Source organism: Pseudomonas sp. P1_C12 (assembly GCF_056406435.1).
Window position 1 is genome coordinate 242865 of the sequence record NZ_JBFUAE010000004.1, and the last position, 24304, is coordinate 267168.

Genomic DNA, 24304 nt, shown 5'->3' on the forward strand with positions numbered 1-24304 from the left:
TTGAGAGTCCCCCTTGCGATGACGCCTCTAGAAACCAAGCGCCCGCTGCAGCTCAATGATCAGGGCCAGCTGCGCCACTTCCTCTCGCTCGACGGTTTGCGCCGCGAGCTGCTGACGGAAATCCTCGACACCGCCGATTCCTTCCTCGAAGTCGGCGCCCGGGCCGTCAAGAAGGTCCCGTTGCTGCGCGGCAAGACCGTGTGCAACGTGTTCTTCGAGAACTCGACCCGCACCCGCACCACCTTCGAACTGGCGGCCCAGCGGCTCTCGGCGGACGTGATCACCCTCAACGTGTCCACCTCGTCGGCGAGCAAGGGCGAAACCCTGCTCGACACCCTGCGCAACCTGGAAGCCATGGCCGCCGACATGTTCGTCGTGCGCCACGGTGATTCAGGTGCCGCTCACTTCATCGCCGAGCATGTCTGCCCACAAGTGGCGATCATCAACGGCGGCGACGGCCGGCACGCGCACCCGACCCAGGGCATGCTCGACATGCTGACCATCCGCCGGCACAAGGGCGGGTTCGAAAACCTTTCGGTGGCCATCGTCGGCGACATCCTGCATTCGCGGGTCGCGCGTTCGAACATGCTGGCCCTGAAAACCCTCGGTTGCCCGGACATCCGCGTGATCGCGCCGAAAACCCTGCTGCCGATCGGCATCGAGCAGTATGGCGTGAAGGTCTACACCGACATGACCGAAGGCCTGAAAGACGTCGACGTGGTGATCATGCTGCGCCTGCAGCGTGAACGCATGACCGGCGGCCTGCTGCCGAGCGAAGGCGAGTTCTATCGCCTGTTCGGCCTGACCACCGCGCGCCTGGCCGGTGCCAAGCCCGATGCCATCGTGATGCACCCGGGGCCGATCAACCGTGGCGTGGAAATCGAGTCGGCAGTGGCCGACGGCCCGCATTCGGTGATCCTCAACCAGGTGACCTACGGGATCGCCATTCGTATGGCCGTGCTGTCCATGGCCATGAGCGGGCAGACTGCCCAGCGCCAATTCGAGCAGGAGAACGCCCAGTGAAGCTCAGCATTCTCGGCGCCCGCGTGATCGATCCGGCCAGTGGCCTGGATCAAGTGACCGATATCCACATTGAAGCCTGCAAAGTCGTCGCCCTTGGCGCTGCGCCAGCCGGTTTTGTCGCCGTCGACACAATCGACGCCAAAGGCCTGGTGGCCGCTCCCGGCCTGGTAGACCTCAACGTTGCCCTGCGCGAGCCGGGTTACAGTCGCAAAGGCTCGATCGTCAGCGAAACCCGCGCAGCGGCGGCTGGCGGCGTGACCAGCCTGTGCTGCCCGCCGAAGACCAAACCGGTGCTGGACACTTCCGCGGTGGCCGAACTGATCCTCGACCGTGCCCGCGAGGCCGGCAACACCAAAGTCTTCCCGATTGGCGCCCTGAGTAAAGGCCTGGACGGTGAACAGCTCGCCGAACTCGTCGCTCTGCGCGATGCCGGTTGCGTGGCCTTCGGCAATGGCCTGGAGAGTTTCCGCAACACCCGCACCCTGTGCCGGGCGCTGGACTACGCAGCGACCTTCGACCTGACGGTGATTTTCAACTCCCAGGATCACGACCTGGCCGAGGGTGGCCTGGCTCACGAAGGCCCGACCGCCAGCTTCCTGGGCTTGCCGGGCATTCCGGAAAGTGCCGAGACCGTCGCCCTGGCCCGCGATCTGCTGCTGGTTGAACAGACCGGCGTGCGCGCACACTTCAGCCAGCTCACCAGCGCCCGCGGTGTTGAATTGATCGCCCAGGCCCAGGCCCGAGGCCTGAAGGTGACCGCGGATGTCGCCCTGTACCAGCTGATCCTTACCGACGAAGCGCTGATCGACTTCAGCAGCCTGTATCACGTCCAACCGCCGCTACGCACCCGCGCCGACCGCGAAGGCCTGCGCGCAGCGGTGAAATCGGGGGTGATCTCGGCCATCTCCAGCCATCACCAACCCCATGAGCGTGACGCCAAACTGGCACCGTTCGGCGCGACCGAGCCAGGCATCAGCAGCGTTGAACTGCTGCTGCCACTGGCAATGACCCTGGTCGAAGATGGCTTGCTGGACCTGCCGACGTTGCTCAAACGCCTGAGCGCCGGCCCTGCCGAGGCCTTGCGCCTGCCGGCAGGCAAACTGGCGGTGGGTGGTGCGGCGGACATCGTGCTGTTCGACCCGGCGGCCTCGACCGTGGCGGGTGAAAGCTGGCTGTCCAAGGGCGAAAACTGCCCGTTCTTTGGCCACAGCCTGCCGGGTGTGGTGCGTTACACATTGGTGGATGGGCGGATCAGCCACCAGGCTTAAAAACAAAAGATCGCAGCCTGCGGCAGCTCCTACAGGGAAATGCATATTCCCGTGTAGGAGCTGCCGCAGGCTGCGATCTTTTGATCTTCGCTTATCGTCTCTGCGCGTTACGCACAGAAACCTGTTCATTCAACGTCCAGAAGTCATGTAGCCCTCCTGCCCTTCCTCCACTGCCTTTCCCCAAACAGCACATCCGCATCAAGAATATTTCTACAAGCGATGGTAAATAAAACTATCCAATGAACAGATGCTTCTGACTTCTCACCATCTGCACGAAAAGAACTTCACAACATACAGAAACATCCTACAAAGTTATTGAGTGCAGATTCAAAATCCATCATTTAGTATAAATACAGCACAAGGAAAAATCACTACACCCCCCCTGAACACAAAGACTATAAAAACAAGGAGCAACGGGAAATTCAGGCGGCTTTACAGTTAATCCTGGGTTCACTTGGGGAACCTATGGGACTGCAGATTGGCAGGGCGCAGGTGAAGCCATCATCACCAACGACGGGCAAACTTACTCACTGCCACTGTGCGACGGCCCCGTCATCTCCCCAGCCGAAATGGATATGCTCCATGATTGGCTAGAATGAAAAACGGTATAAAAGCCTTTACTTATGAGCTTCTGCATTCAGGAAGAGCCAACATGAAGCCTCTCTACAAACACCTGAACTACATCTACCCAGTGCTTTTAGCGATCACCTCCAGTGTAGCAATATTTATTTTAGAAAATAATTTGAGCACAGGCATTTACAACATAGATCGAGACTCAATTGGAATACCAATAGGTGCAATCCTGATTGCAGGCTTAACATTACTTACACTTCATCTAATGCAAATACTCTTATACAAAAAAGCCCGCACACACCGCACGAACGGAACCTTAATAAAAGCATCAGCGTTGATAACTGCATTTGCATCACTTGCGATTCTCGCTGACAGCATAAATTACTGGGCTACTCCAAACCACCTCATCATTTCAACTTTATACAGCATCAGTACAATTGCATTTGCAACACTTCAACTTCAACTGCTAAAAGCATTTCAATAGTTATTCACAGGCTATGACTCAAGCAGACGAATAGCAGGATCAGCCACCAGACGTAAAACCCTGTGGCGAGAGGGCATGCCCCCTCGCCACATTTAATCAACGACTCTGCGCATTACGCACCGACACCTGATCATTCAACGTCCAGAAGTCATACAGCACGCCAACAAAGAACAACCCGCCCGTCAGCAAGTACAGCAACCCACTGATCCATTTCCCCTGATACATCCGGTGCACGCCAAACACCCCGAGAAACGTCAGCAGAATCCACGCCACGTTGTATTCGATCGGCCCGGCGGTGAACCGCAGGTCCGCTTCACGGTCCATGGACGGGATCAGGAAGATGTCGATCAGCCAACCGATCCCCAGCAAGCCAAAGGTGAAGAACCAGATCGTCCCAGTCACCGGCTTGCCGTAATAGAAGCGGTGAGCGCCGGTAAAACCGAAAATCCACAGCAGGTAACCGATCACTTTGCTGTGGGTGTCTTGCTGCTGGACAGCCTGTTGATAGGGGTTCATGAATGGCCTCGATTCACACGATAGATAAATATTCTTTAATTCTTTGTGACTTTTTTACAGGCATCCGACGTATGGCAAATGCTACCGTCACTCCCGTCAAAGCCTTGTAACACCGGACTTCTGTCCGACAATTGCGCCATTTTGCCGCTTTTTTGCCACCATTGCCCCCCGAATTGAATCGACCAACGGCCTCGGAGGCAGCAAAAAAGCTGTTATAAAGTTGCGCGCTAACTTATTAAGAGCCTTGCCTAATGCGTTCATTTTTCAAGACATGGCTAACCATTTGCCTTTTGATGCCACTGGCCGCCCACGCCACCAATCGTGAGCAACGTCTTCCTAACGTTAATGGTTACACCCCAAAATCCCATGCCTCTGCTCCTTCGAGCAAAGACAAAAAATCCGCTAAATATGCTCCAAGCCTGGCCAGCAGCAAAAGCGGCCTGGTTCCACCGATGGGCACCAAGGAAAGCAGCGACGTGCTGAGCCGCGCCGTGAACGTCCTTGGCACTCCCTATCGTTGGGGTGGCAGCAGCCCAAGCAAAGGCTTCGATTGCAGCGGCCTGGTGAAGTACGCGTTCAACGACGCTACGTTCGACCTGCCACGCACCTCCAATGCCATGGCCAGCGGTCATGGGGAAAAAGTCGATCGCAACGACCTGAAGCCGGGCGACCTGATTTTCTTCAACATCAAGAGCCGTCGGGTCAATCACGTCGCCATTTACCTGGGCAACGATCGCTTCATCCACGCGCCACGTCGCGGCAAGTCGGTGTCCATCGACACTTTGAATAAACCGTACTGGGAAAACCACTACGTGGTTGCCAAGCGGGTTCTGCCGAAAGAGCCGAATCAGTTGCGGGTTGTTCAGCGCTGATTAAAGCAAGATCAAAGGATCGTCCGAAGGCTCGGGCCGCGTTCGGACGATCTTTTGCTTTCAGGGCCATCAAAACCCATCCGGTGACCGCGCCTTCTCCCGCGCATGGTCACGACTGATCAAGCCCTTGGTCACCAGGTCCTTCAAGCTCATATCCAGCGTCTGCATGCCCAGCGCCCCTCCCGACTGAATCGCCGAGTACATCTGCGCCACCTTGTCTTCGCGGATCAGGTTCCGGATCGCCGACGTCCCCAGCATGATTTCGTGGGCCGCGATGCGCCCGCCGCCGATCTTCTTCACCAGGGTCTGGGACACCACCGCCAGCAGCGACTCGGAGAGCATCGATCGCACCATCGACTTCTCGTCCCCCGGAAACACGTCCACCACACGATCGATGGTTTTCGCCGCCGACGTGGTGTGCAGCGTGCCGAACACCAGATGACCGGTTTCGGCGGCGGTCAACGCCAGGCGAATGGTCTCCAGATCGCGCATCTCGCCCACCAGAATCACATCCGGGTCTTCCCGCAGTGCCGATCGCAAGGCGGTGGCGAAGCTGCGAGTATCGCGATGGACTTCACGCTGGTTGATCAGGCACTTGCGCGGCTCATGGACAAACTCGATAGGGTCCTCGATGGTGAGGATGTGGTGATGGCGATGGGAATTGAGGTAATCGATCATCGCCGCCAGCGTGGTGGACTTGCCGGAACCGGTCGGGCCAGTCACCAGCACCAGGCCACGGGGCGCGTCGGTCATTTTGCGAAACACGTCCCCCATGCCCAGTTCGTCCATGCCCTGCACTTTCGACGGGATGGTACGAAACACAGCGCCCGCGCCACGGTTCTGATTGAACGCATTGACCCGAAAGCGCGCCACACCGGGCACATCAAAGGAAAAATCGGTTTCCAGATGTTTCTCGAAATCCACCCGCTGGGCGTCATTCATGATGGCATGGATCAGCGTCTGCACCTGTTGGTGATCCAGGGCCGGCAGATTGATGCGCCGCACATCACCGTCAACCCGAATCATCGGCGGCAGGCCGGCAGACAGGTGCAGGTCGGATGCGCCCTGTTTCGCGCTGAATGCCAGCAGTTCGGTGATATCCATAGCGCCCCTCAATTCCAGTAGAATGCCGCGAACCTTCAGACCGCTGGCGCCTCTTGATGTCCACCATAGCAGACAACATTCTCGAAGTTAGTTCGCGCATCCATGCCGCAACACTCGCCGCCAACCGCGGTGAAAACAGCGTCCATCTGCTGGCCGTGAGCAAGACCAAACCCGCACAAGACCTACGTGAAGCCTACGCCGCCGGCCTGCGCGACTTTGGCGAGAACTACCTGCAGGAAGCGCTGGGCAAGCAGCTCGAACTGGCCGACCTGCCCTTGATCTGGCACTTCATCGGCCCCATTCAATCGAACAAGACTCGTGCTATCGCCGAGCACTTCGACTGGGTGCATTCCGTGGATCGTCTGAAAATCGCACAACGCCTGTCCGAACAACGTCCCGCAGATTTGCCGCCCCTGAACATCTGCATTCAGATCAATGTCAGCGGTGAAGCCAGCAAATCCGGCTGCACCCCGGCTGACCTGCCGGCCCTGGCCAACGCCATCAGCGACCTGCCGCGCCTGAAACTGCGCGGGCTGATGGCAATCCCCGAGCCGACTGAAGATCGCGCTGCCCAGGATGCCGCTTTCGCTGCCGTGCAAAGCCTGCAAGCCAGCCTGAACCTGCCGCTCGACACACTTTCCATGGGCATGAGCCACGACCTCGAGTCAGCCATTGCCCAGGGTGCCACTTGGGTGCGGATCGGTACCGCCCTGTTTGGCGCTCGCGGCTCTTCACAAATGCACGGCCAGCCATGAGCCATGGCCGACACCTCTCTTTATAAGGACCTGACATGAGCAAAATGCGTATTGCCTTTATCGGTGCCGGCAACATGGCAGCCAGCCTGATCGGCGGCCTGCGGGCCAAGGGTCTGGAAGCCGCACAGATCCGCGCCAGCGATCCGGGCGAAGAAACCCGCGCCCGCGTGAGCGCTGAACATGGCATCGAAACCTTCGCCGACAACACCCAGGCCATTGATGGCGCCGACGTCGTTGTCCTGGCGGTCAAACCCCAGGCGATGAAAGCCGTTTGCGAAGCCATTCGCCCAAGCCTCAAGCCCAATCAACTGGTGGTTTCGATTGCCGCGGGCATCACCTGCGCCAGCATGAACAACTGGCTCGGCGCCCAGCCGATCGTGCGCTGCATGCCCAACACCCCGGCGCTGGTGCGTCAGGGCGCGAGCGGCCTGTTCGCAACAGCCGAGGTGACAGCCGAACAGCGTCAGCAGGCCCAGGAACTGCTGTCCGCCGTCGGCATCGCCCTGTGGCTGAATGAAGAGCAGCAACTGGACGCCGTCACCGCCGTTTCCGGCTCGGGCCCGGCGTATTTCTTCCTGTTGATCGAGGCCATGACCGCCGCCGGTGTGAAACTCGGCCTGCCGGCGGACATCGCCGCGCAACTGACCTTGCAAACCGCCTTGGGCGCCGCCCACATGGCGGTCTCCAGCGACGTCGACGCCGCCGAGTTGCGCCGCCGTGTCACCTCGCCTGCGGGCACCACGGAAGCTGCAATCAAGTCGTTCCAAGCCAATGGTTTTGAAGCCCTGGTCGAACAAGCACTCAGTGCTGCCGCGCATCGCTCGGCCGAGATGGCTGAGCAACTCGGTCGCTAATCAGCTCTTACAAAGGAATCAACGATGCTTGGACTCAATGACGCTGCCATTTTCATCATTAAAACCCTTGGCAGCCTGTACCTGCTGATCGTACTGATGCGCTTCATCCTGCAACTGGTTCGGGCGAATTTCTACAACCCGCTCTGCCAGTTCATCGTCAAGGCCACGCAACCACTGCTCAAGCCTCTGCGCCGGGTCATCCCGAGCATGTTCGGGCTGGACATGTCGTCACTGGTACTGGCGCTGATCGTGCAGATAGTGCTGATGGCGGTTATCCTGCTGCTCAAAGGCTTCGAGGTCGACTTGCTGCTGTTGGTGCCTTGGGCTCTGATCGCCCTTTTCTCGCTGTTTTTGAATGTTCTGTTCTACGCGATGATCATCAGTGTGATTCTGTCCTGGGTTGCACCGGGCAGCCATAACCCTGGCGCAGAACTGGTCGCTCAGATCACTGAGCCGGTCCTTGCACCGTTCCGCCGGATCATCCCTAACCTGGGTGGTCTCGACATCTCGCCGATCTTCGCGTTCATTGTGATCCAGTTGCTGCAAAGCTGGCTGATCCCGCGCCTTGCGTACTTTGCCTTCATGCCGCAGGGGCTGCTCGGCCTGATCTGATGAGCTACTTTCGTTGGGACGGTGACGACCTGATTCTGGAGTGTCACCTGCAACCGGCAGCCCGCAGTGATGATTTTTGCGGGCTGCACGGCGATCGCCTGAAGATTCGCCTGACCGCGCCGCCAGTCGAGGGCAAGGCCAACGCCTATCTGATGGCGTTTCTGGCCAAGGCCTTTGGCGTGTCCAAGAGCCAGGTCAGCCTGATCAGTGGTGAGTTGAACCGGCAGAAACGGGTGCGGATCTGTTCACCGAAGAAGCTGCCGGATTTGCCCGGACTGGAACGCTGAACCTACTGTAGGAGCTGGCTTGCCAGCGAAGGCGGCGTGACTGACACACCGTGACATCTGGTTCGCCGGCAAGCCGGCTCCTACAGTGGGCAAGGGTTAGCTTGCTGCTAGGGGCAGCGATCTTTAGACTTACGCCTCATTTCAATGAGAGCAGGGTCGATGCCAGCTGCCTTTCCCCCCGATTCTGTTGGTCTGGTGACGCCGCAAGTGGCGCACTTCAGCGAACCCCTGGCGTTGGCCTGCGGACGTTCGCTCCCGGCCTATGACCTGATTTACGAAACCTACGGCACGCTCAACGCCACGGCGAGCAACGCCGTGCTGATCTGCCATGCCCTGTCCGGTCACCACCACGCCGCCGGTTACCACAGCGCCGACGACCGCAAGCCCGGTTGGTGGGACAGCTGCATCGGCCCCGGCAAGCCGATCGACACCAGCAAGTTCTTCGTGGTCAGCCTGAACAACCTCGGCGGCTGCAACGGTTCCACCGGCCCGAGCAGCATCAACCCGGACACCGGCAAGCCGTTCGGCGCCGACTTCCCGGTGTTGACCGTCGAAGATTGGGTGCACAGCCAGGCGCGCCTGGCGGATCGCCTCGGTATCGCCCAGTTCGCGGCCGTGATCGGCGGCAGCCTCGGCGGCATGCAGGCGATGCAATGGAGCATCACCTACCCAGACCGCATCCGTCACTGCCTGGCCATCGCCTCGGCACCCAAGCTGTCGGCACAGAACATCGCGTTCAACGAAGTGGCGCGCCAGGCGATACTCACCGACCCGGAATTCCACGGCGGTTCGTTCCAGGAACACAACGTGATCCCCAAGCGCGGCCTGATGCTGGCGCGGATGGTCGGGCACATCACCTACCTGTCCGACGACTCCATGGGCGAAAAATTCGGCCGAGGGCTGAAGAGCGAAAAGCTCAACTACGACTTCCACAGCGTCGAGTTCCAGGTTGAAAGCTACCTGCGCTATCAGGGCGAAGAGTTCTCCGGACGCTTCGATGCCAATACGTATCTGTTGATGACCAAAGCGCTCGATTACTTCGATCCGGCGGCGAACTTCGACGATAACCTGGCGAAAACCTTTGAAGGTGCCAAGGCCAAGTTCTGCGTGATGTCGTTCACCACCGACTGGCGCTTCTCTCCTGCCCGCTCGCGGGAACTGGTGGACGCGCTGATGGCCGCGCGCAAGGACGTCTGCTACCTCGAGATCGACGCACCGCAAGGCCACGACGCCTTCCTGATTCCGATCCCGCGCTACCTGCAGGCATTCGGCAATTACATGAACCGCATTACGTTGTGAGAAAGCCATGAGAGCTGATCTGGAAATCATCCAGGAATGGATCCCCGCCGGCAGCCGCGTGCTCGACCTCGGGTGCGGCGATGGCGAACTGCTGACCTGGCTGCGCGATAACAAGCAAGTCACCGGTTATGGCCTGGAAAACGACGCCGACAACATCGCCGAGTGCGTGGCCAAGGGCATCAACGTCATCGAACAGGACCTGGACAAGGGCCTGGGTAACTTTGCCAGCAACAGTTTCGACATCGTGGTCATGACCCAGGCGCTGCAAGCTGTGCACTACCCGGACAAGATCCTCGAGGAAATGCTGCGCGTGGGCCGGCAGTGCATCATCACTTTCCCGAATTTCGGTCACTGGCGCTGCCGCTGGTACCTGGCGAGCAAGGGCCGCATGCCGGTTTCCGAGTTCCTGCCCTACACCTGGTACAACACGCCGAACATTCACTTCTGCACCTTCGCGGACTTTGAAGCCTTGTGTCGCGAACGTGAAGCGAAGGTCATTGATCGGCTTGCCGTGGATCAACAGCATCGGCACGGGTGGGCCAGTAAGCTATGGCCTAATCTGTTAGGTGAGATCGGAATCTACCGGGTCAGCAGCCCGGGACTTTCCGACCACAAGGTCGCAGTCTGATCCACCCTATTTCAAGGAGAACGATCATGGGTCGTCTAGCGTTGTTTCTACTCACTGCCTGCCTGAGCGTCACCGCCATGGCCGCTGACGCCATCAAAGGCGAGCGCCAGGAAACCTTCGGCGACGTGACAGTGCACTACAACACCTTCAACTCCACCTATCTGACACCGGACATTGCCAAGTCCGCCGAACTGATCCGCAGCAAGAATCAGGGCGTGATCAACATTTCGGTCCTCAAGGAAGGCAAGCCACAGATGGCCCAGGTGAGCGGCTCGATCAAAGACCTGACCAGCCAGACCGTGCCACTGCAGTTCAAACAGATCACCGAACAAGGCGCGATCTACTACATTGCGCAATATCCAGTGGATCAGCAGGAAGTCCGCACCTTCGACATCAAGGTGCAGACCGGCGACAAGATCAACACCATCAATTTCAACCAAGAGCTCTTCCCCGGCCAATGATCAACTTCACGCAGCTCGTATTGGCCAGCCATAACGCCGGCAAACTCAAGGAACTCCAGGCCATGCTCGGCGAGTCGGTGCATCTGCGCTCGATTGGCGAGTTCAGCAGCGTCGAGCCTGAAGAAACCGGCCTGTCGTTCGTCGAAAACGCCATCCTGAAGGCCCGCAATGCCGCGCGCATTTCCGGCCTGCCGGCGCTGGCCGACGATTCCGGGCTGGCGGTGGATTTCCTGGGCGGCGCGCCAGGCATCTACTCGGCGCGTTATGCCGACGGCAAGGGCGATGCGGCGAACAACGCCAAGTTGCTCGACGTGTTGAAAGACGTACCCGAAGCCGAACGTGGCGCGCAGTTCGTATGCGTGCTGGCCTTGGTGCGCCACGCCGATGATCCGCTGCCGATCCTCTGTGAAGGTTTGTGGCACGGGCGAATCCTGACCCAGGCCAGCGGCGAACACGGTTTTGGCTACGATCCGCTGTTCTGGGTGCCTGAGCGTGATTGCTCCAGCGCCGAACTTAGCCCAAGCGACAAGAACCAGATCAGCCACCGCGCCCGTGCAATGGATCTGCTGCGCCAGCGTCTGGGCTTGAAATGACCCGTGAATCATCCGCGTCGCCGCTGATCTTCGGCGGCGATGCACAATCGCCTCGGGCAGCCCTGTCTGTGCTGCCGCCGCTGGCGCTGTATATCCATATCCCGTGGTGCGTGCGCAAATGCCCTTATTGCGACTTCAACTCCCACACCGCCAGCCCCGTGCTGCCGGAAGAAGAGTACGTCGACGCCTTGCTGGCCGATCTCGATCAGGACCTGCACGCCGTTTATGGTCGTGAGCTGAGCTCGATTTTCTTTGGTGGCGGCACACCAAGCCTGTTCAGCGCTGATTCGCTGGGTCGCTTGCTCAAAGGCGTCGAACAACGCATCCCGTTTGCCAGCGACATCGAAATCACGCTGGAAGCCAATCCGGGGACGTTCGAGCAAGACAAGTTCGTGGCGTACCGGAAACTGGGGATCAATCGCCTGTCGATCGGCATCCAGAGCTTTCAGCAAGAAAAGCTCGAGGCCCTGGGGCGGATCCACAACGGCGACGAAGCCGTACGTGCCGCCGGCATGGCGCGGCAGGCCGGGTTCGACAACTTCAACCTGGACTTGATGCATGGCTTGCCGAATCAGTCCCTGGACGATGCCCTGGCGGACCTGCGCACAGCCATCGCCCTGAAACCGACACACCTGTCGTGGTATCAACTGACCCTGGAACCGAACACGGTGTTCTGGAACCAGCCGCCGACGCTGCCGGAAGACGACACGCTCTGGGACATCCAGGAAGCCGGACAAGCGCTGCTGGCTGAACATGGTTACGCGCAATACGAAGTCTCGGCCTACGCCCTGCCCGGTCGCCCGGCGCGCCACAACCTCAACTACTGGAGTTTTGGCGACTTCATTGGCATCGGCGCCGGCGCCCATGGCAAGCTCAGCCATCCGGACGGGCGCATCATTCGCACTTGGAAGACCCGCCTGCCGAAGGATTACCTGAATCCGGCTAAGAGCTTCCTGGCTGGCGAGAAAGCGCTGGGCAACGATGAAATGCCGTTCGAATTCCTGATGAACGCGCTGCGCCTGACTGAAGGCGTCGAATCGCGGCTGTACCCGGAACGTACCGGCATGACGCTGAAAAGCCTTGCTGAAGGCCGCCGTGAAGCCGAACAAAGCGGCCTGTTGCAGGTCGAACCGTCACGTCTGGTAGCCACGATGCGCGGACAACTCTTCCTCAACGACTTGCTGCAGAAATTTCTGACATAAGGAAATCGAATGGATTTGGTACTCGACCTGCTTGCCACCGTGTCTCGCTGGAGCCGCAGCAACCTCTCGGAAATCGCCTTGGCCCTGGTGGGCTGCCTGCTGGTGCTGTTTGGTGCGGATTTCAAAGGCTGGGTCGAGCAGCGTCTGGGCAGCATCGCCGGCGCGTTGCGCGTGCCACTGATGTCCCTGCTGTGCATGATCGGCAGCGGTGCGGCGCTGATCTACGCCACGCCATGGGTCGTGCGCGGCTTGAGCCAGTTCAACAACTACAGCCTGGCGCCGGTGTTGCTGGTGGTGTTGGTGCTGATTGGCGTCGTGGCAGACCGCCGCTGATCCCAAATACGCCACAAAACCACTGTAGGAGCGAGCTTGCTAGCGATGATCGTTAACGAAAACGCGGGGCATCTGAAGCCCCGCGTTGTTCTGTAGTTTTTCGCGAGCAATCGAGCGTCGACCGGCTGCTCCTACGACTGCTTCTCGAACTTCAAATCCCACACGCCATGCCCAAGACGTTCGCCACGGCGTTCGAACTTGGTGATCGGCCGCTCGGTCGGGCGCGGAACGCACTTGCCGTCTTCAGCGAGGTTGCGGTAGCCCGGCGCGACGCTCATCACTTCCAGCATGTATTCGGCGTACGGTTCCCAGTCGGTGGCCATGTGCAGAATGCCACCGACCTTCAACTTGCTGCGCACCAACTCGGCGAAGGACGCCTGAACGATACGGCGCTTGTGGTGACGGCTCTTGTGCCACGGGTCCGGGAAAAACAGCATCAAGCGATCGAGGCTGTTATCGGCCACGCAGCGGTTGAGCACTTCGATCGCATCGCAATCGTAGACCCGCAGGTTGGTCAGGCCTTGCGTCAGCACACCATTGAGCAGCGCGCCGACACCCGGACGGTGAACCTCGACGCCGATGAAATCCTGCTCCGGCGCAGCCGCTGCCATTTCCAGCAACGAATGGCCCATGCCGAAACCGATTTCCAGCGAGCGCGGTGCCGAGCGACCGAACACCTGGTCGAAATCCACCGGCGCGTCTGCCAGCGGCAGCACGAACAGCGGAGTGCCCTGCTCCAGGCCCTTTTGCTGGCCTTCGGTCATGCGCCCGGCGCGCATCACGAAGCTCTTGATGCGGCGGTGTTGGCGCTCGTCGCCTTCTTCCGTCTGGATTGGCGTGTCGTTCGATTCAGTCATCAATGGCTCTTACTTGATCAGACCATCCAGCGGCGAAGAGGCGCTGGCATAGAGTTTTTTCGGCATGCGGCCGGCGAGGTAAGCCAGGCGGCCTGCGACGATCGCATGTTTCATGGCTTCAGCCATCATGACCGGCTGCTGGGCGTGGGCAATGGCCGAGTTCATCAGCACTGCATCACAGCCCAGCTCCATGGCGATGGTGGCGTCGGACGCAGTACCGACACCGGCATCCACCAGCACCGGAATCTTGGCTTCTTCCAGGATGATTTGCAGATTGTACGGGTTGCAGATCCCCAGGCCCGAACCGATCAGACCAGCCAGCGGCATGACGGCGATGCAGCCGATTTCCGCCAGTTGCCGGGCGATGATCGGGTCATCGCTGGTGTAGACCATCACGTCGAAGCCTTCCTTGACCAGCGTTTCGGCGGCCTTGAGGGTTTCAATCACGTTGGGGAACAGGGTTTTCTGGTCGGCCAGCACTTCCAGCTTCACCAGGTTGTGGCCATCGAGCAGCTCACGGGCCAAGCGGCAGGTGCGCACGGCTTCGATGGCGTCGTAGCAACCGGCGGTGTTCGGCAGGAAGGTGTAGCGATCCGGCGACAGCACTTCGAGCAGGTTCGGCTCGCCCTCGATCTGGCCAAGGTTGGTGCGGCGCACGGCGAAAGTGACGATCTCGGCACCTGAGGCTTCGATTGCCAGGCGGGTTTCTTCCATGTCACGGTACTTGCCGGTACCGACCAGCAAACGCGACTGGTAAGTACGACCGGCCAGGACGAAAGGCTTGTCGCTGCGAACGATGCTCATGGGAAATCCTCTGTAGGGGTGAGGTACTTGCAGAATTCTGTGACCACGCGGCCGAGGCTACTAGCCGCCGCCGATGGCGTGCACCACTTCGACGTTGTCGCCGTCGTTCAACGCGGTGTCTGCATGCTGACTGCGCGGGACGATATCCAGATTGAGTTCCACCGCCACCCGGCGTCCGGTCAGGTCCAGACGGTTCAGCAGGGCCGCAACGGTTTCACCGTCGGGCAGTTCAAAGGATTCGCCGTTCAACTGAATGCGCATGCCGGATGCCGCCATCATTTTTAGGGGCAGGCATTCTAGCCCGATCAGTCAGGCCGACCCAAGCCATTCGTCTTGAAACTCGATCCTGTAGGAGCTGCCGCAGGCTGCGATCTTTTGACTTTGATTTTTTAAGATCAAAAGATCGCAGCCTGCGGCAGCTCCTACAGGGTCAGCTCAACCGCCAGGCGGCGAGTCCGAGGCAAAACCAGCCCGCCAGGAAGGCCAGGCCACCGAACGGGGTGATGATGCCGAGCTTGCTGATGCCGGTCAGCGTCAAGATGTACAGGCTGCCGGAGAACAACAGGATACCGATGGCAAACGACGCGCCGGCCCAGGTGATCAGGCGGCCGGGAATCTGCGTGGACAGGAATGCGACACCCAGTAATGCCAGGGTATGCACCAGTTGATAGGTGACGCCCGTGTGGAAAATCGCCATGTACTCGGCACTCAGGCGGTTTTTCAGGCCATGGGCGGCAAAGGCGCCGAGGCCGACACCGGTGAAACCGAAAAAAGCGGCCAGCATCAGAAAGCCACGCAGCATGCAGAACTCCAGTCAGTTTCGATCCAAAGGGTCTGTATAATGGCCCGCTCAACGGGTTCGGCCAAGCCATCTCTATGCTGCGTATCTATTTCCGTCATTTCACCAAGGCCGTGCTCTGGTTCATGGGTGGCAGCGTATTGCTGGTGCTGATCTTTCGCGTGGTGCCGCCACCGGGGACGACGCTGATGGTCGAGCGCAAGATCGAGTCCTGGTTCGATGGCGAACCCATCGACCTGCAACGGACCTGGAAACCCTGGGATGAGATCTCCGATGACCTGAAAGTCGCGGTGATTGCCGGCGAAGACCAGAAATTCCCGGAGCACTGGGGCTTCGATATCGGCGCGATTCAGGCGGCGTTTGCCCATAACGAGCGCGGCGGTTCGATCCGTGGCGCCAGCACCCTCAGTCAGCAAGTTTCGAAAAACTTGTTCCTGTGGTCTGGCCGCAGCTGGCTGCGCAAAGGCCTGGAAGCCTGGTTCACCGGATTGATCGAAGTGTTCTGGCCCAAGCAGCGAATTCTTGAGGTGTACCTCAACAGCGTCGAGTGGGATGACGGCGTGTTTGGTGCCGAAGCGGCGGCCCGGCATCACTTTGGCGTGAGTGCAAAAGGCCTCAGCCGTCAGCAGTCGAGCCTGCTCGCCGCCGTCCTGCCCAACCCGCGGGTCTGGAGTGCCGGCCATCCGACTTCTTACGTTTCGCGCCGAGCTGGCTGGATTCGACAGCAGATGAGTCAGTTGGGCGGGGACAGCTATCTGGTCGGGCTGAACGATTCGCGTCGGGCACCTTGGGCGCAGTAACAAAAGATCGCAGCCTTCGGCAGCTCCTACAGGGGTACGCGATCCTATGTAGGAGCTGCCGAAGGCTGCGATCTTTTGATTTTCAAATAAAAACGCCCCGATCAATGATCGGGGCGTTTTTTATTGCCAGGTCGCCAGTTAAGCAGCGATCGACAACTTGAGCTTGTTCATCGCGCTCTTCTCGAGCTGACGAATACGCTCGGCCGACACGTTGTACTTCTGCGCCAGGTCGTGCAGCGTGGCTTTTTCTTCCGCCAGCCAGCGCTGGTAGAGGATGTCACGGCTGCGGTCGTCCAGCACTTCCAACGCTTCGTGCAGGTTGTGGTTGGAATTGTCGCTCCAGTCGGCATCTTCCAGTTGACGGGCCGGGTCGTACCGGTGGTCTTCCAGATAATTGGCCGGCGACTGGAATGCACTGTCGTCGTCCGCTTCGGCAGCCGGGTCGAAGGCCATGTCATGGCCGGTCAGGCGACTTTCCATCTCGCGCACTTCCCGAGGCTCTACACCGAGGCTTTCCGCTACGCGATGGACTTCCTCGTTGTTCAGCCAGGCCAGGCGTTTCTTCTGGCTGCGCAGGTTGAAGAACAGCTTGCGCTGGGCCTTGGTGGTCGCGACCTTCACGATGCGCCAGTTGCGCAGGATGAATTCGTGGATTTCCGCCTTGATCCAGTGCACGGCAAAGGACACCAGGCGCACGCCCATTTCCGGGTTGAAGCGTTTCACGGCCTTCATCAGGCCGACGTTGCCTTCCTGGATCAGGTCAGCCTGAGCCAGGCCGTAGCCGGAATAGCTACGGGCGATATGTACGACAAAACGCAGGTGGGCGAGCACCATCTGCCGAGCCGCCCCCAAATCCTGCTCATAATAGAGACTCTCGGCCAGTTCACGCTCCTGCTCCGGCGACAGCAGTGGAATGCTGTTGACGGTGTGCACATAGGCCTCCAGGTTCGCACCCGGGACCAGAGCATATGCAGGTTGCAAAGAATTGGTCATACGAAAAAACCTCCGACTTACAAACTCGTGCAGTTCAGCACTGCGAAAATTGACCGGAAACCGAAAGACAAGTTCCCAAAACCTAAAAACGCTGAAAGGTCAATACGAGCAAAATGATACTACTTAGGCGCAAGCTCCCTCAGGTGGCGTGCGACTGCAATCCATGCACCGATATACCCCAACAGCACCGCGCCAAGCAAGAGAGACAGACCGTCGGCAACTGGCACTCCAGCCAGCGCAAAATCACTGCCGTACAAACCGGCCAGCCCCACCACCGCGTCGTTCAGCCAATCAAGGCCGAACGCCAGTACGCCCCAGGACAGAATCCCCGCACCGAAGCCATACAGTGCGCCCATATACAGAAAGGGCCTGCGTACATAGCTGTCAGTGCCGCCGACCAGTTTAATCACTTCTATCTCTATGCGGCGGTTTTCAATATGAAGACGAATGGTATTGCCTATCACCAAAAGTAATGCAGAAACCAGAAGCACGGTCAGACCGAAGACAAAACGGTCACCCAGCTTGAGGATGGCTGCCAGACGCTCGACCCAGACTAAATCAAGTTGCGCCTGTTGTACCTTCGGCAGCTCGGATAGTTTTTGTCTTAATGCTTCAAGAGCCGGCTTGTCGACTTCGTTCGGCGTCACCAGCACCACGCCTGGCAGCGGGTTCTCCGGCAACTCCTTGAGCGCCTCGCCCAGCCCGGACTGTTGCTGGAACTCTTCCAGCGCCTGCTCCCGGCCAACGTATTCGGCATCGGCCACGCCAGGCATGCCCTTGATCTGATCGCGCAGCGATTCACCTTCCGCCGGCTTGGCCTCAAGGTCCAGATACAGGGAAATCTGCGCCGCGCGCTGCCAGGAACCGCCCAGACGCTCGACGTTACTTAGCAAAAGTGACAGGCCCATGGGCAAGCTCAGGGCCACCGCCATCACCATGCAGGTGAAAAAACTGCCGATGGGCTGCTTGCCCAGGCGGCGCAGACTGTCCACCAGACTGGCGCGATGGCTTTCGATCCAGGCACGGAACAACGTGGCAAAGTCCGGACCGTCGTCATCATCGCGTTTTTTCTTTTGCGGCTGCGGATCGGCGGCCTTCGGGGCCACACGCTCGGAAACCTTGGGGCTACGTGTTGCACTCATACCGCGGCCTCCCCGTCGCCGATCAATCGACCACGTTGCAAGGTCAGCATGCGGTGGCGCATGCGGGCGATCAGGGCCAGGTCGTGACTGGCGATCAGCACGCTGGTACCCAGGCGATTGATGTCTTCGAACACACCCATGATCTCGGCGGCCAGACGCGGGTCGAGGTTACCAGTCGGTTCATCCGCCAGCAGCAAGGCCGGACGGTGGACGATGGCGCGGGCGATGCCGACTCGCTGCTGCTGACCGGTGGACAGGTCGCCCGGGTACAAGTCGGTTTTATCCGACAGTGCCACGCGCTCCAGTGCCGAGTCCACGCGCTTGGCGATCTCGGCCTTGGACAGGCCCAGGATCTGCAAAGGCAACGCGACGTTATTGAACACCGTGCGATCGAACAGCAACTGGTGATTCTGGAAAACCACTCCGATCTGCCGGCGCAAGAAAGGTATCTGCGCGTTGCTGATGGTGCTCAGGTCTTGCCCGGCGAGCAGCAGCTTGCCGCTGGTCGGGCGCTCCATCGCCAGCAACAGGCGCAACAGTGTGGATTTACCGGCACCGGAATGGCCGGTGACAAACAAGAATTCGCCACGACGGACTCGAAAGCTCAGCTCATGCAAGCCGACGTGACCGTTCGGGTAGCGCTTACCGACCTGTTCGAAACGAATCATGAACGCTCCCGCTCGGCAAACAATGCCTGGACAAAGGGTTCTGCTTCAAAGGTACGCAAATCGTCGATGCCTTCGCCGACGCCAATGTAGCGGATCGGCAGGCCGAATTGCTTGGCCAGGGCGAAAATCACCCCGCCCTTGGCGGTGCCGTCGAGCTTGGTCAGCGCCAGGCCGGTCAGTTCGACGGTCTGGTTGAATTGTTTGGCCTGGTTGATGGCGTTCTGGCCGGTGCCAGCGTCAAGCACCAACAGCACTTCGTGAGGTGCGTCGGCGTCGAGCTTGCCGATCACCCGGCGAACCTTTTTCAGTTCTTCCATCAGGTTGTCTTTGGTGTGCAGGCGACCGGCGGTGTCGGCGATCAGCACATCGATGCCACGGGCCTTGGCGGCCTGCACGGCATCGAAGATCACCGAGGCCGAGTCGGCGCCAGTGTGCTGCGCGATCACCGGGATCTTGTTGCGCTCACCCCAGACCTGCAATTGCTCCACCGCCGCGGCACGGAAGGTATCGCCGGCGGCGAGCATGACTTTCTTGCCTTCCAGCTGCAGTTTCTTCGCCAGCTTGCCGATAGTGGTGGTCTTGCCGGCACCGTTGACGCCGACGACCAGAATCACGAACGGCTTGTTCTGCGAGGTGACTTTCAGCGGCTGTTCGACTGGTTTGAGCATCGCCGCCAGCTCGGCTTGCAGGGATTTGTACAGGGCATCGGCATCGGCCAGCTCCTTGCGCGCAACCTTCTGCGTCAGACGCTGAATGATCACCGAGGTGGCCTCGACACCAACATCGGCGGTCAGCAAACGGGTTTCGAGGTCTTCGAGCAGTTCGTCATCAATGACCTTTTTGCCCAGAAACAGGCTGGCCATGCCTTCGCCGATACTGGCGCTGGTCTTGGACAGGCCCTGCTTGAGACGGGCGAAGAAACCGGCTTTGGTTTCTTCGGTGCGCACGGTTTCTACCGGGGGTTCGACGGGCGCGGCGATCGGCTCAGGAATCGGAGCGGGTGCAGGCGCTTGAGCAACCGGAGCAACCGGAGCAACCGGAGCAACGAATACCGGAACCTCTGGCTGGCTGACAACGGGAACAGGCTCGGCCACGACGATTGGTTCAACAATCGCTTCGGCCACAGGCACATGAATCGGTGCCGGTGTAAACGCTGCCGGAGCCGGAATCGGTGGCGTCACGTGAGGAGCCAGGTCATTTTCGACCAATGCCACGGGCTCTTCGGCTACCGGCAGGGTCAACCACGGTTCGGCTGTCGGGGCCAGTGGCTGTTCGGTGACGATTTCGCTGACGGGTTCGGGAGCGGCTTCAACCTTGGGTTGCAGCAATGGCTCGGCAATCGGCAGAACAACCGGCGCGGGCGCTTCTTCTATTACCGGGACCGGCGTCGGCGCTGGTTCAGGAATGGCTTGTGGCTGTTCGACGACGGGTTCCTGCGGCTTTTTGCGCAGCCATCCGAACAGGCTTTTTTTCTCGCCAGCCGCAGCTGGGGTCTTCTTGTCGTCGTTGGAACCAAACATGGAGGACGGCTATCTCACGGTAGCGACGCGCCAATGGCGCCCCGGCAAATAAATATTCGATGCAGAACAGACTGCGATTGACCCAGCTTGTTCACGCGCAACATTTTGTCGAAGTGCTCAACGGCACCCCAAGCAATCGATTTCTCATAGGACTAAAGCAGCAAAATCGGCGAAAACGCGGAATTCAGTTGATAAATATCCACCTTCCGTCGCAAACCCATTCAACCTGATCAAGCATAAAGGCCTGATAGGCGTGGCCGCCGCTAAAACGGATCAGTATCCTAGCACCCTCTCGCCCGCTGACGCTAAGAACAAGCGGGCAGCCCCAAAGGTTTGAAAACGAATGAATGCTCTTGCCCGCCGCGCCGCTGGCCTGCTGCTCAGCACAGTTTGCCTGCCCCTTTCGGCCCTGGCTGCCGACCCGCAACCCACCCACGAATTCACCCTCGACAATGGCCTGAAGGTGGTCGTGCGTGAAGACCACCGAGCGCCCGTGGTGGTTTCCCAAGTCTGGTACAAGGTCGGCTCCAGCTACGAGACGCCGGGTAATACCGGCCTGTCCCACGCGCTGGAACACATGATGTTCAAGGGCAGCGAGAAAGTCGGCCCCGGCGAAGCCTCGCTGATCCTGCGCGACCTCGGCGCCGAAGAGAACGCATTCACCAGCGACGACTTCACCGCGTATTACCAGGTGCTGGCCCGGGATCGCCTGGGCGTAGCCTTCGAACTGGAAGCCGACCGCATGGCCAGCCTGCGCCTGCCGCCCGACGAGTTTGCCAAGGAAATCGAGGTCATCAAGGAAGAGCGTCGCCTGCGCACCGACGACAAGCCGATGTCCAAGGCCTACGAGCGCTTCAAGGCCATGGCCTACCCGGCCAGCGGTTACCACACGCCGACCATCGGCTGGATGGCCGACCTTGAGCGGATGAAAGTCGAAGAGCTGCGCCACTGGTACGAAACCTGGTACGTGCCCAACAACGCCACGCTGGTGGTGGTTGGCGATGTCACCCCGGACGAAGTCAAAACCCTGGCCCAACGCTATTTCGGCCCGATCGCCAAGCGTGAAGTGCCCGCCGCGAAAAAACCGCTGGAACTGGCCGAACCGGGCGCGCGCCAGATCACCCTGCACGTGCAGACCCAACTGCCTAGCCTGATGCTGGCCTTCAACGTGCCGAGCATCGCCACCGCCGAAGACGAGCGTCTGGTCAATGCCCTGCGCCTGATCTCGGCACTCCTCGACGGCGGCTACAGCGGACGCATCCCGACGCAACTGGAGCGCGGAGAAGAATTGGTGTCCGGCGGCTCGTCGAGTTACGACGCCTACACCCGTGGCGACAGCCTCTTTACCCTGTCGGCATCGCCAAACTCGCAGAAGCACAAGACCATCGCCCAGGCACAAGCTGGTTTGTGGAAGCTGCTCGACCAACTGAAAACCACGGCGCCAACTGCTGAAGAGCTGGAACGGGTCCGCGCACAAGTCATCGCCGGCCTGGTCTTCGAGCGTGACTCGATCACCAGTCAGGCCACGGCCATCGGCCAACTGGAAACCGTCGGACTGTCATGGAAACTGATGGACACCGAACTGGCCGACCTGGAAAGCGTCACGCCGGAAGATATCCAGAAAGCCGCCAAGCTGTATTTCACCCGCGAACGTCTCAGCGTCGCCCATGTACTGCCTCTGGAGACGACTCATGAGTGAGCGTAAACCCTCCCGCCTGGCCCTGATCGGCCTGGTCGCCGTCGCCGTTATCGGCTCCGCCGCGTTCTATTTGTCGCGCCCTGGCGAAACCAATGCCAGCGAAGCCCTGGACAAGGCCAAGGCCAGCCAGAAACTGCAGTCGCTGACCGAGCTCAACGGCAAGGCACCGGACCACCGCAAGCTGGACGTGCAGACCTGGAACACCGCCGAAGGCACCAAGGTGCTGTTTGTCGAAGCCCATGAGTTGCCGATGTTCGACATGCGCCTGATCTTCGCCGCCGGCAGTAGCCAGGACGGCGACGCACCGGGTGTGGCGGTGTTGACCAACGCCATGCTCAACGAAGGCGTGGCCGGCAAAGACGTCGGTGCCATTGCCCAGGGCTTCGAAGGCCTGGGTGCCGATTTCGGCAACGGCGCTTATAAGGACATGGCAATCGCTTCGCTGCGCAGCCTGAGTGCCAAGGACAAGCGCGAGCCGGCCCTGAAGCTGTTCGCCGAAGTCATCGGCAAGCCGACTTTCCCTGCCGATTCGCTGGCCCGCATCAAGAACCAGTTGCTTGCCGGTTTCGAGTACCAGAAACAGAACCCGGGCAAACTGGCGAGCCTGGAACTGATGAACCGCTTGTACGGTGATCACCCGTACGCACACGCCAGCGACGGCACGGCGAAAACCGTCCCGGCGATCACCGTGGCCCAACTGCGTGCTTTCCACGAGAAAGCCTACGCCGCCGGTAACGTGGTGATCGCGCTGGTCGGCGACCTGTCCCGTGCAGAAGCCGACGCGATTGCCGCGCAGGTTTCCAGTGCCCTGCCCAAAGGTCCGGCCTTGCCGAAAATCGCGCAACCGGTCGAGCCCAAGGCCAGCGTCGGCCATATCGAGTTCCCGTCCAAGCAGACCAACCTGATGCTCGCGCAATTGGGCATCGACCGCGACGACCCGGACTACGCAGCGTTGTCCATGGGGAACCAGATTCTCGGTGGCGGCGGCTTCGGTACCCGCTTGATGAGCGAAGTGCGCGAGAAGCGTGGCCTGACTTACGGCGTGTATTCGGGCTTCACCCCGATGCAGGCGCGCGGCCCGTTCATGATCAACCTGCAGACCCGCGCCGAGATGAGCGAAGGCACCCTGAAACTGGTGCAGGATGTACTGGCCGACTACCTTGAAACCGGCCCGACCGAAAAAGAGCTCGACGACGCCAAGCGCGAGCTGGCCGGCAGTTTCCCGCTGTCCACCGCGAGCAACGCCGATATCGTCGGCCAACTGGGCGCCATCGGTTTCTACAACCTGCCGTTGAGTCATCTGGAAGATTTCATGCAACAGTCCCAGGCCTTGACCGTCGAGCAGGTCAAAGCCGCCATGAACAAACACCTGGGCACGGAAAAATTGGTCATCGTCAGCGTTGGCCCGACCGTGCCGCAAAAGCCGTTACCGGCCCCTACTGACAAACCTTCCGAGCAACCGCTCGGGGTTCCGGAGCATTAATGGCAAGTCCAAAAAAACCCGCCAGAAACGTCCACAACGGCGTGAACCAGCTGCGCATCATTGGCGGCGAATGGCGCAGCCGCAAGCTGAGCTTCCCCGACGCCCCGGGCCTGCGCCCGACGCCGGATCGCGTGCGTGAAACCCTGTTCAACTGGCTCGCGCCTTACGTGCCGGGCGCCAAGGTGCTCGACCCGTTCACCGGCAGTGGCGCGCTGTTCCTCGAAGCCCTGTCCCGTGGCGCAGCCATGGGTCAGGCGCTGGACGCCAGCAGTATCGCGGTGTCCAGCCTGAAAGAGCACCTGGGGACGTTGCGGTGCACCAACGGCCAGGTCCAGACCGCCGATGCCCTGCGCTACCTGGAAACCCAGACCGCGACGGCCTACGACCTGGTGTTCCTCGACCCGCCGTTCAACCAGAACCTGCTGCCCGCCGTTTGCAAGTTGCTCGAAGAGCGCCAATGGCTGGCCGAAGACGCCTGGGTGTACACCGAAAGCGAGTCGGCGCCGTCGACCCTGGGCCTGCCGGAGAACTGGCGCCTGCACCGGGAGCAGAAATCCGGACGCGTGTATTACTCGTTGTGGCAGCGCAGCGCCTGACATTTCAGCGAGACGACTGCCCCAGCCTGGTTGTGAGGTGCACTACATAGTTACCGCCTGACATCCTTACGGATCATCC

Annotated in this window: 28 protein-coding genes; 18 read left to right on the forward strand and 10 right to left on the reverse strand. The window is 60.0% G+C overall.

Annotated elements, in window-relative coordinates:
* Positions 1-18 precede the first annotated feature (18 nt).
* The 3 genes from AC1D19_RS08385 (at position 19) to AC1D19_RS08395 (ending at position 3348) form a co-directional block, all read left to right on the forward strand.
* The gene (locus AC1D19_RS08385) at positions 19-1023 is read left to right on the forward strand and encodes an aspartate carbamoyltransferase catalytic subunit (RefSeq protein ID WP_007939362.1); all 1005 of its coding nucleotides are present in this window, start codon (positions 19-21) and stop codon (positions 1021-1023) included.
* A complete protein-coding gene (locus AC1D19_RS08390; protein WP_477762930.1) occupies positions 1020-2291 on the forward strand; it encodes a dihydroorotase in 1272 nt (423 codons plus the stop codon). Before AC1D19_RS08385 ends, AC1D19_RS08390 begins: the two co-directional genes overlap by 4 nt.
* Positions 2292-2943: 652 nt before the next feature.
* Positions 2944-3348 (forward strand): hypothetical protein, encoded by a 405-nt coding sequence (locus tag AC1D19_RS08395; RefSeq protein ID WP_477762931.1) that lies wholly within the window; start codon positions 2944-2946, stop codon positions 3346-3348.
* 96 nt (positions 3349-3444) lie between these two features.
* Here the strand turns inward: AC1D19_RS08395 and AC1D19_RS08400 are convergent, their stop codons facing one another.
* Positions 3445-3864, reverse strand: a complete 420-nt coding sequence (locus tag AC1D19_RS08400; RefSeq protein ID WP_477752497.1) for an NINE protein — start codon at positions 3862-3864, stop codon at positions 3445-3447.
* A gap of 251 nt (positions 3865-4115) precedes the next feature.
* Between AC1D19_RS08400 and AC1D19_RS08405 the strand changes: the two genes are divergently transcribed.
* Positions 4116-4736, forward strand: coding sequence for a C40 family peptidase (locus AC1D19_RS08405; RefSeq protein WP_477752498.1), 621 nt, complete (start codon positions 4116-4118; stop codon positions 4734-4736).
* Between the two features lie 69 nt (positions 4737-4805).
* Here the strand turns inward: AC1D19_RS08405 and AC1D19_RS08410 are convergent, their stop codons facing one another.
* Positions 4806-5840, reverse strand: a complete 1035-nt coding sequence (locus AC1D19_RS08410) for a type IV pilus twitching motility protein PilT (RefSeq protein ID WP_477752499.1) — start codon at positions 5838-5840, stop codon at positions 4806-4808.
* Between the two features lie 56 nt (positions 5841-5896).
* Here AC1D19_RS08410 and AC1D19_RS08415 point away from each other — a divergent pair, with 56 nt between their 5' ends.
* The 10 genes from AC1D19_RS08415 (at position 5897) to AC1D19_RS08460 (ending at position 12864) form a co-directional block, all read left to right on the forward strand.
* Positions 5897-6595 (forward strand): YggS family pyridoxal phosphate-dependent enzyme, encoded by a 699-nt coding sequence (locus AC1D19_RS08415; RefSeq protein ID WP_477752500.1) that lies wholly within the window; start codon positions 5897-5899, stop codon positions 6593-6595.
* Positions 6596-6630: 35 nt separating this feature from the next.
* Complete coding sequence (gene proC / locus AC1D19_RS08420; RefSeq protein ID WP_477762932.1) at positions 6631-7449, forward strand: pyrroline-5-carboxylate reductase; 819 nt, start codon at positions 6631-6633, stop codon at positions 7447-7449.
* A 24-nt stretch (positions 7450-7473) separates the two neighbouring features.
* A complete protein-coding gene (locus tag AC1D19_RS08425; protein ID WP_477752502.1) occupies positions 7474-8061 on the forward strand; it encodes a YggT family protein in 588 nt (195 codons plus the stop codon).
* Positions 8061-8348, forward strand: a complete 288-nt coding sequence (locus AC1D19_RS08430; protein ID WP_008019963.1) for a DUF167 domain-containing protein — start codon at positions 8061-8063, stop codon at positions 8346-8348. Before AC1D19_RS08425 ends, AC1D19_RS08430 begins: the two co-directional genes overlap by 1 nt.
* Before the next feature lie 159 nt (positions 8349-8507).
* Positions 8508-9647, forward strand: coding sequence for a homoserine O-succinyltransferase MetX (gene metX, locus AC1D19_RS08435; protein ID WP_008046479.1), 1140 nt, complete (start codon positions 8508-8510; stop codon positions 9645-9647).
* A gap of 7 nt (positions 9648-9654) precedes the next feature.
* The gene (gene metW / locus AC1D19_RS08440; protein ID WP_007975398.1) at positions 9655-10275 is read left to right on the forward strand and encodes a methionine biosynthesis protein MetW; all 621 of its coding nucleotides are present in this window, start codon (positions 9655-9657) and stop codon (positions 10273-10275) included.
* Between the two features lie 26 nt (positions 10276-10301).
* On the forward strand, positions 10302-10736 hold the full coding sequence (locus AC1D19_RS08445) for a DUF4426 domain-containing protein (protein WP_477752503.1): 435 nt from the start codon (positions 10302-10304) through the stop codon (positions 10734-10736).
* The gene (gene rdgB, locus AC1D19_RS08450; RefSeq protein WP_477752504.1) at positions 10733-11329 is read left to right on the forward strand and encodes an RdgB/HAM1 family non-canonical purine NTP pyrophosphatase; all 597 of its coding nucleotides are present in this window, start codon (positions 10733-10735) and stop codon (positions 11327-11329) included. Before AC1D19_RS08445 ends, rdgB begins: the two co-directional genes overlap by 4 nt.
* Positions 11326-12531: a radical SAM family heme chaperone HemW gene (gene hemW / locus AC1D19_RS08455; RefSeq protein WP_477762933.1), complete on the forward strand. Its 1206-nt coding sequence runs from the start codon at positions 11326-11328 to the stop codon at positions 12529-12531. Before rdgB ends, hemW begins: the two co-directional genes overlap by 4 nt.
* A 9-nt stretch (positions 12532-12540) precedes the next feature.
* A complete protein-coding gene (locus tag AC1D19_RS08460; RefSeq protein WP_007987827.1) occupies positions 12541-12864 on the forward strand; it encodes a DUF3392 domain-containing protein in 324 nt (107 codons plus the stop codon).
* Between the two features lie 131 nt (positions 12865-12995).
* Here AC1D19_RS08460 and trmB read toward each other — a convergent pair whose 3' ends face one another.
* The 4 genes from trmB to AC1D19_RS08480 all read right to left on the reverse strand — a co-directional run bounded on the left by trmB (position 12996) and on the right by AC1D19_RS08480 (position 15327).
* On the reverse strand, positions 12996-13721 hold the full coding sequence (gene trmB / locus AC1D19_RS08465; RefSeq protein WP_477762934.1) for a tRNA (guanosine(46)-N7)-methyltransferase TrmB: 726 nt from the start codon (positions 13719-13721) through the stop codon (positions 12996-12998).
* 9 nt (positions 13722-13730) lie between these two features.
* Complete coding sequence (locus AC1D19_RS08470; RefSeq protein ID WP_007975390.1) at positions 13731-14525, reverse strand: thiazole synthase; 795 nt, start codon at positions 14523-14525, stop codon at positions 13731-13733.
* A gap of 60 nt (positions 14526-14585) precedes the next feature.
* Positions 14586-14786: a sulfur carrier protein ThiS gene (gene thiS / locus AC1D19_RS08475; protein WP_477762935.1), complete on the reverse strand. Its 201-nt coding sequence runs from the start codon at positions 14784-14786 to the stop codon at positions 14586-14588.
* 169 nt (positions 14787-14955) lie between these two features.
* Entirely contained in the window at positions 14956-15327 is a 372-nt protein-coding gene (locus AC1D19_RS08480; protein WP_477753583.1) for a DUF423 domain-containing protein, read from the reverse strand.
* Positions 15328-15401: 74 nt separating this feature from the next.
* On the opposite strand from AC1D19_RS08480, the gene mtgA reads away from it, so the two are divergent.
* Entirely contained in the window at positions 15402-16124 is a 723-nt protein-coding gene (gene mtgA / locus AC1D19_RS08485; RefSeq protein ID WP_477762936.1) for a monofunctional biosynthetic peptidoglycan transglycosylase, read from the forward strand.
* Between the two features lie 138 nt (positions 16125-16262).
* Here mtgA and rpoH read toward each other — a convergent pair whose 3' ends face one another.
* The 4 genes from rpoH to ftsY all read right to left on the reverse strand — a co-directional run bounded on the left by rpoH (position 16263) and on the right by ftsY (position 20447).
* Positions 16263-17117: an RNA polymerase sigma factor RpoH gene (rpoH, locus tag AC1D19_RS08490; protein WP_007975386.1), complete on the reverse strand. Its 855-nt coding sequence runs from the start codon at positions 17115-17117 to the stop codon at positions 16263-16265.
* A 119-nt stretch (positions 17118-17236) separates the two neighbouring features.
* Complete coding sequence (ftsX, locus tag AC1D19_RS08495) at positions 17237-18259, reverse strand: permease-like cell division protein FtsX (RefSeq protein WP_477753581.1); 1023 nt, start codon at positions 18257-18259, stop codon at positions 17237-17239.
* Positions 18256-18927, reverse strand: coding sequence for a cell division ATP-binding protein FtsE (gene ftsE, locus AC1D19_RS08500; RefSeq protein ID WP_007975383.1), 672 nt, complete (start codon positions 18925-18927; stop codon positions 18256-18258). Before ftsE ends, ftsX begins: the two co-directional genes overlap by 4 nt.
* Complete coding sequence (gene ftsY, locus AC1D19_RS08505; protein WP_477762937.1) at positions 18924-20447, reverse strand: signal recognition particle-docking protein FtsY; 1524 nt, start codon at positions 20445-20447, stop codon at positions 18924-18926. Before ftsY ends, ftsE begins: the two co-directional genes overlap by 4 nt.
* Positions 20448-20790: 343 nt before the next feature.
* On the opposite strand from ftsY, the gene AC1D19_RS08510 reads away from it, so the two are divergent.
* Genes AC1D19_RS08510 through rsmD form a run of 3 tightly spaced genes read left to right on the forward strand, consistent with a single transcriptional unit; the run spans position 20791 to position 24225 of the window.
* Positions 20791-22146 carry a M16 family metallopeptidase gene (locus tag AC1D19_RS08510; protein WP_477762938.1) on the forward strand — a complete coding sequence of 452 codons (1356 nt, stop codon included), beginning with the start codon at positions 20791-20793 and terminating at the stop codon, positions 22144-22146.
* Positions 22139-23629 carry a M16 family metallopeptidase gene (locus AC1D19_RS08515; protein WP_477762939.1) on the forward strand — a complete coding sequence of 497 codons (1491 nt, stop codon included), beginning with the start codon at positions 22139-22141 and terminating at the stop codon, positions 23627-23629. The genes AC1D19_RS08510 and AC1D19_RS08515 overlap by 8 nt, the downstream gene beginning before the upstream one ends.
* Complete coding sequence (rsmD, locus tag AC1D19_RS08520) at positions 23629-24225, forward strand: 16S rRNA (guanine(966)-N(2))-methyltransferase RsmD (protein ID WP_007987844.1); 597 nt, start codon at positions 23629-23631, stop codon at positions 24223-24225. The genes AC1D19_RS08515 and rsmD overlap by 1 nt, the downstream gene beginning before the upstream one ends.
* Positions 24226-24304: the final 79 nt, after the last annotated feature.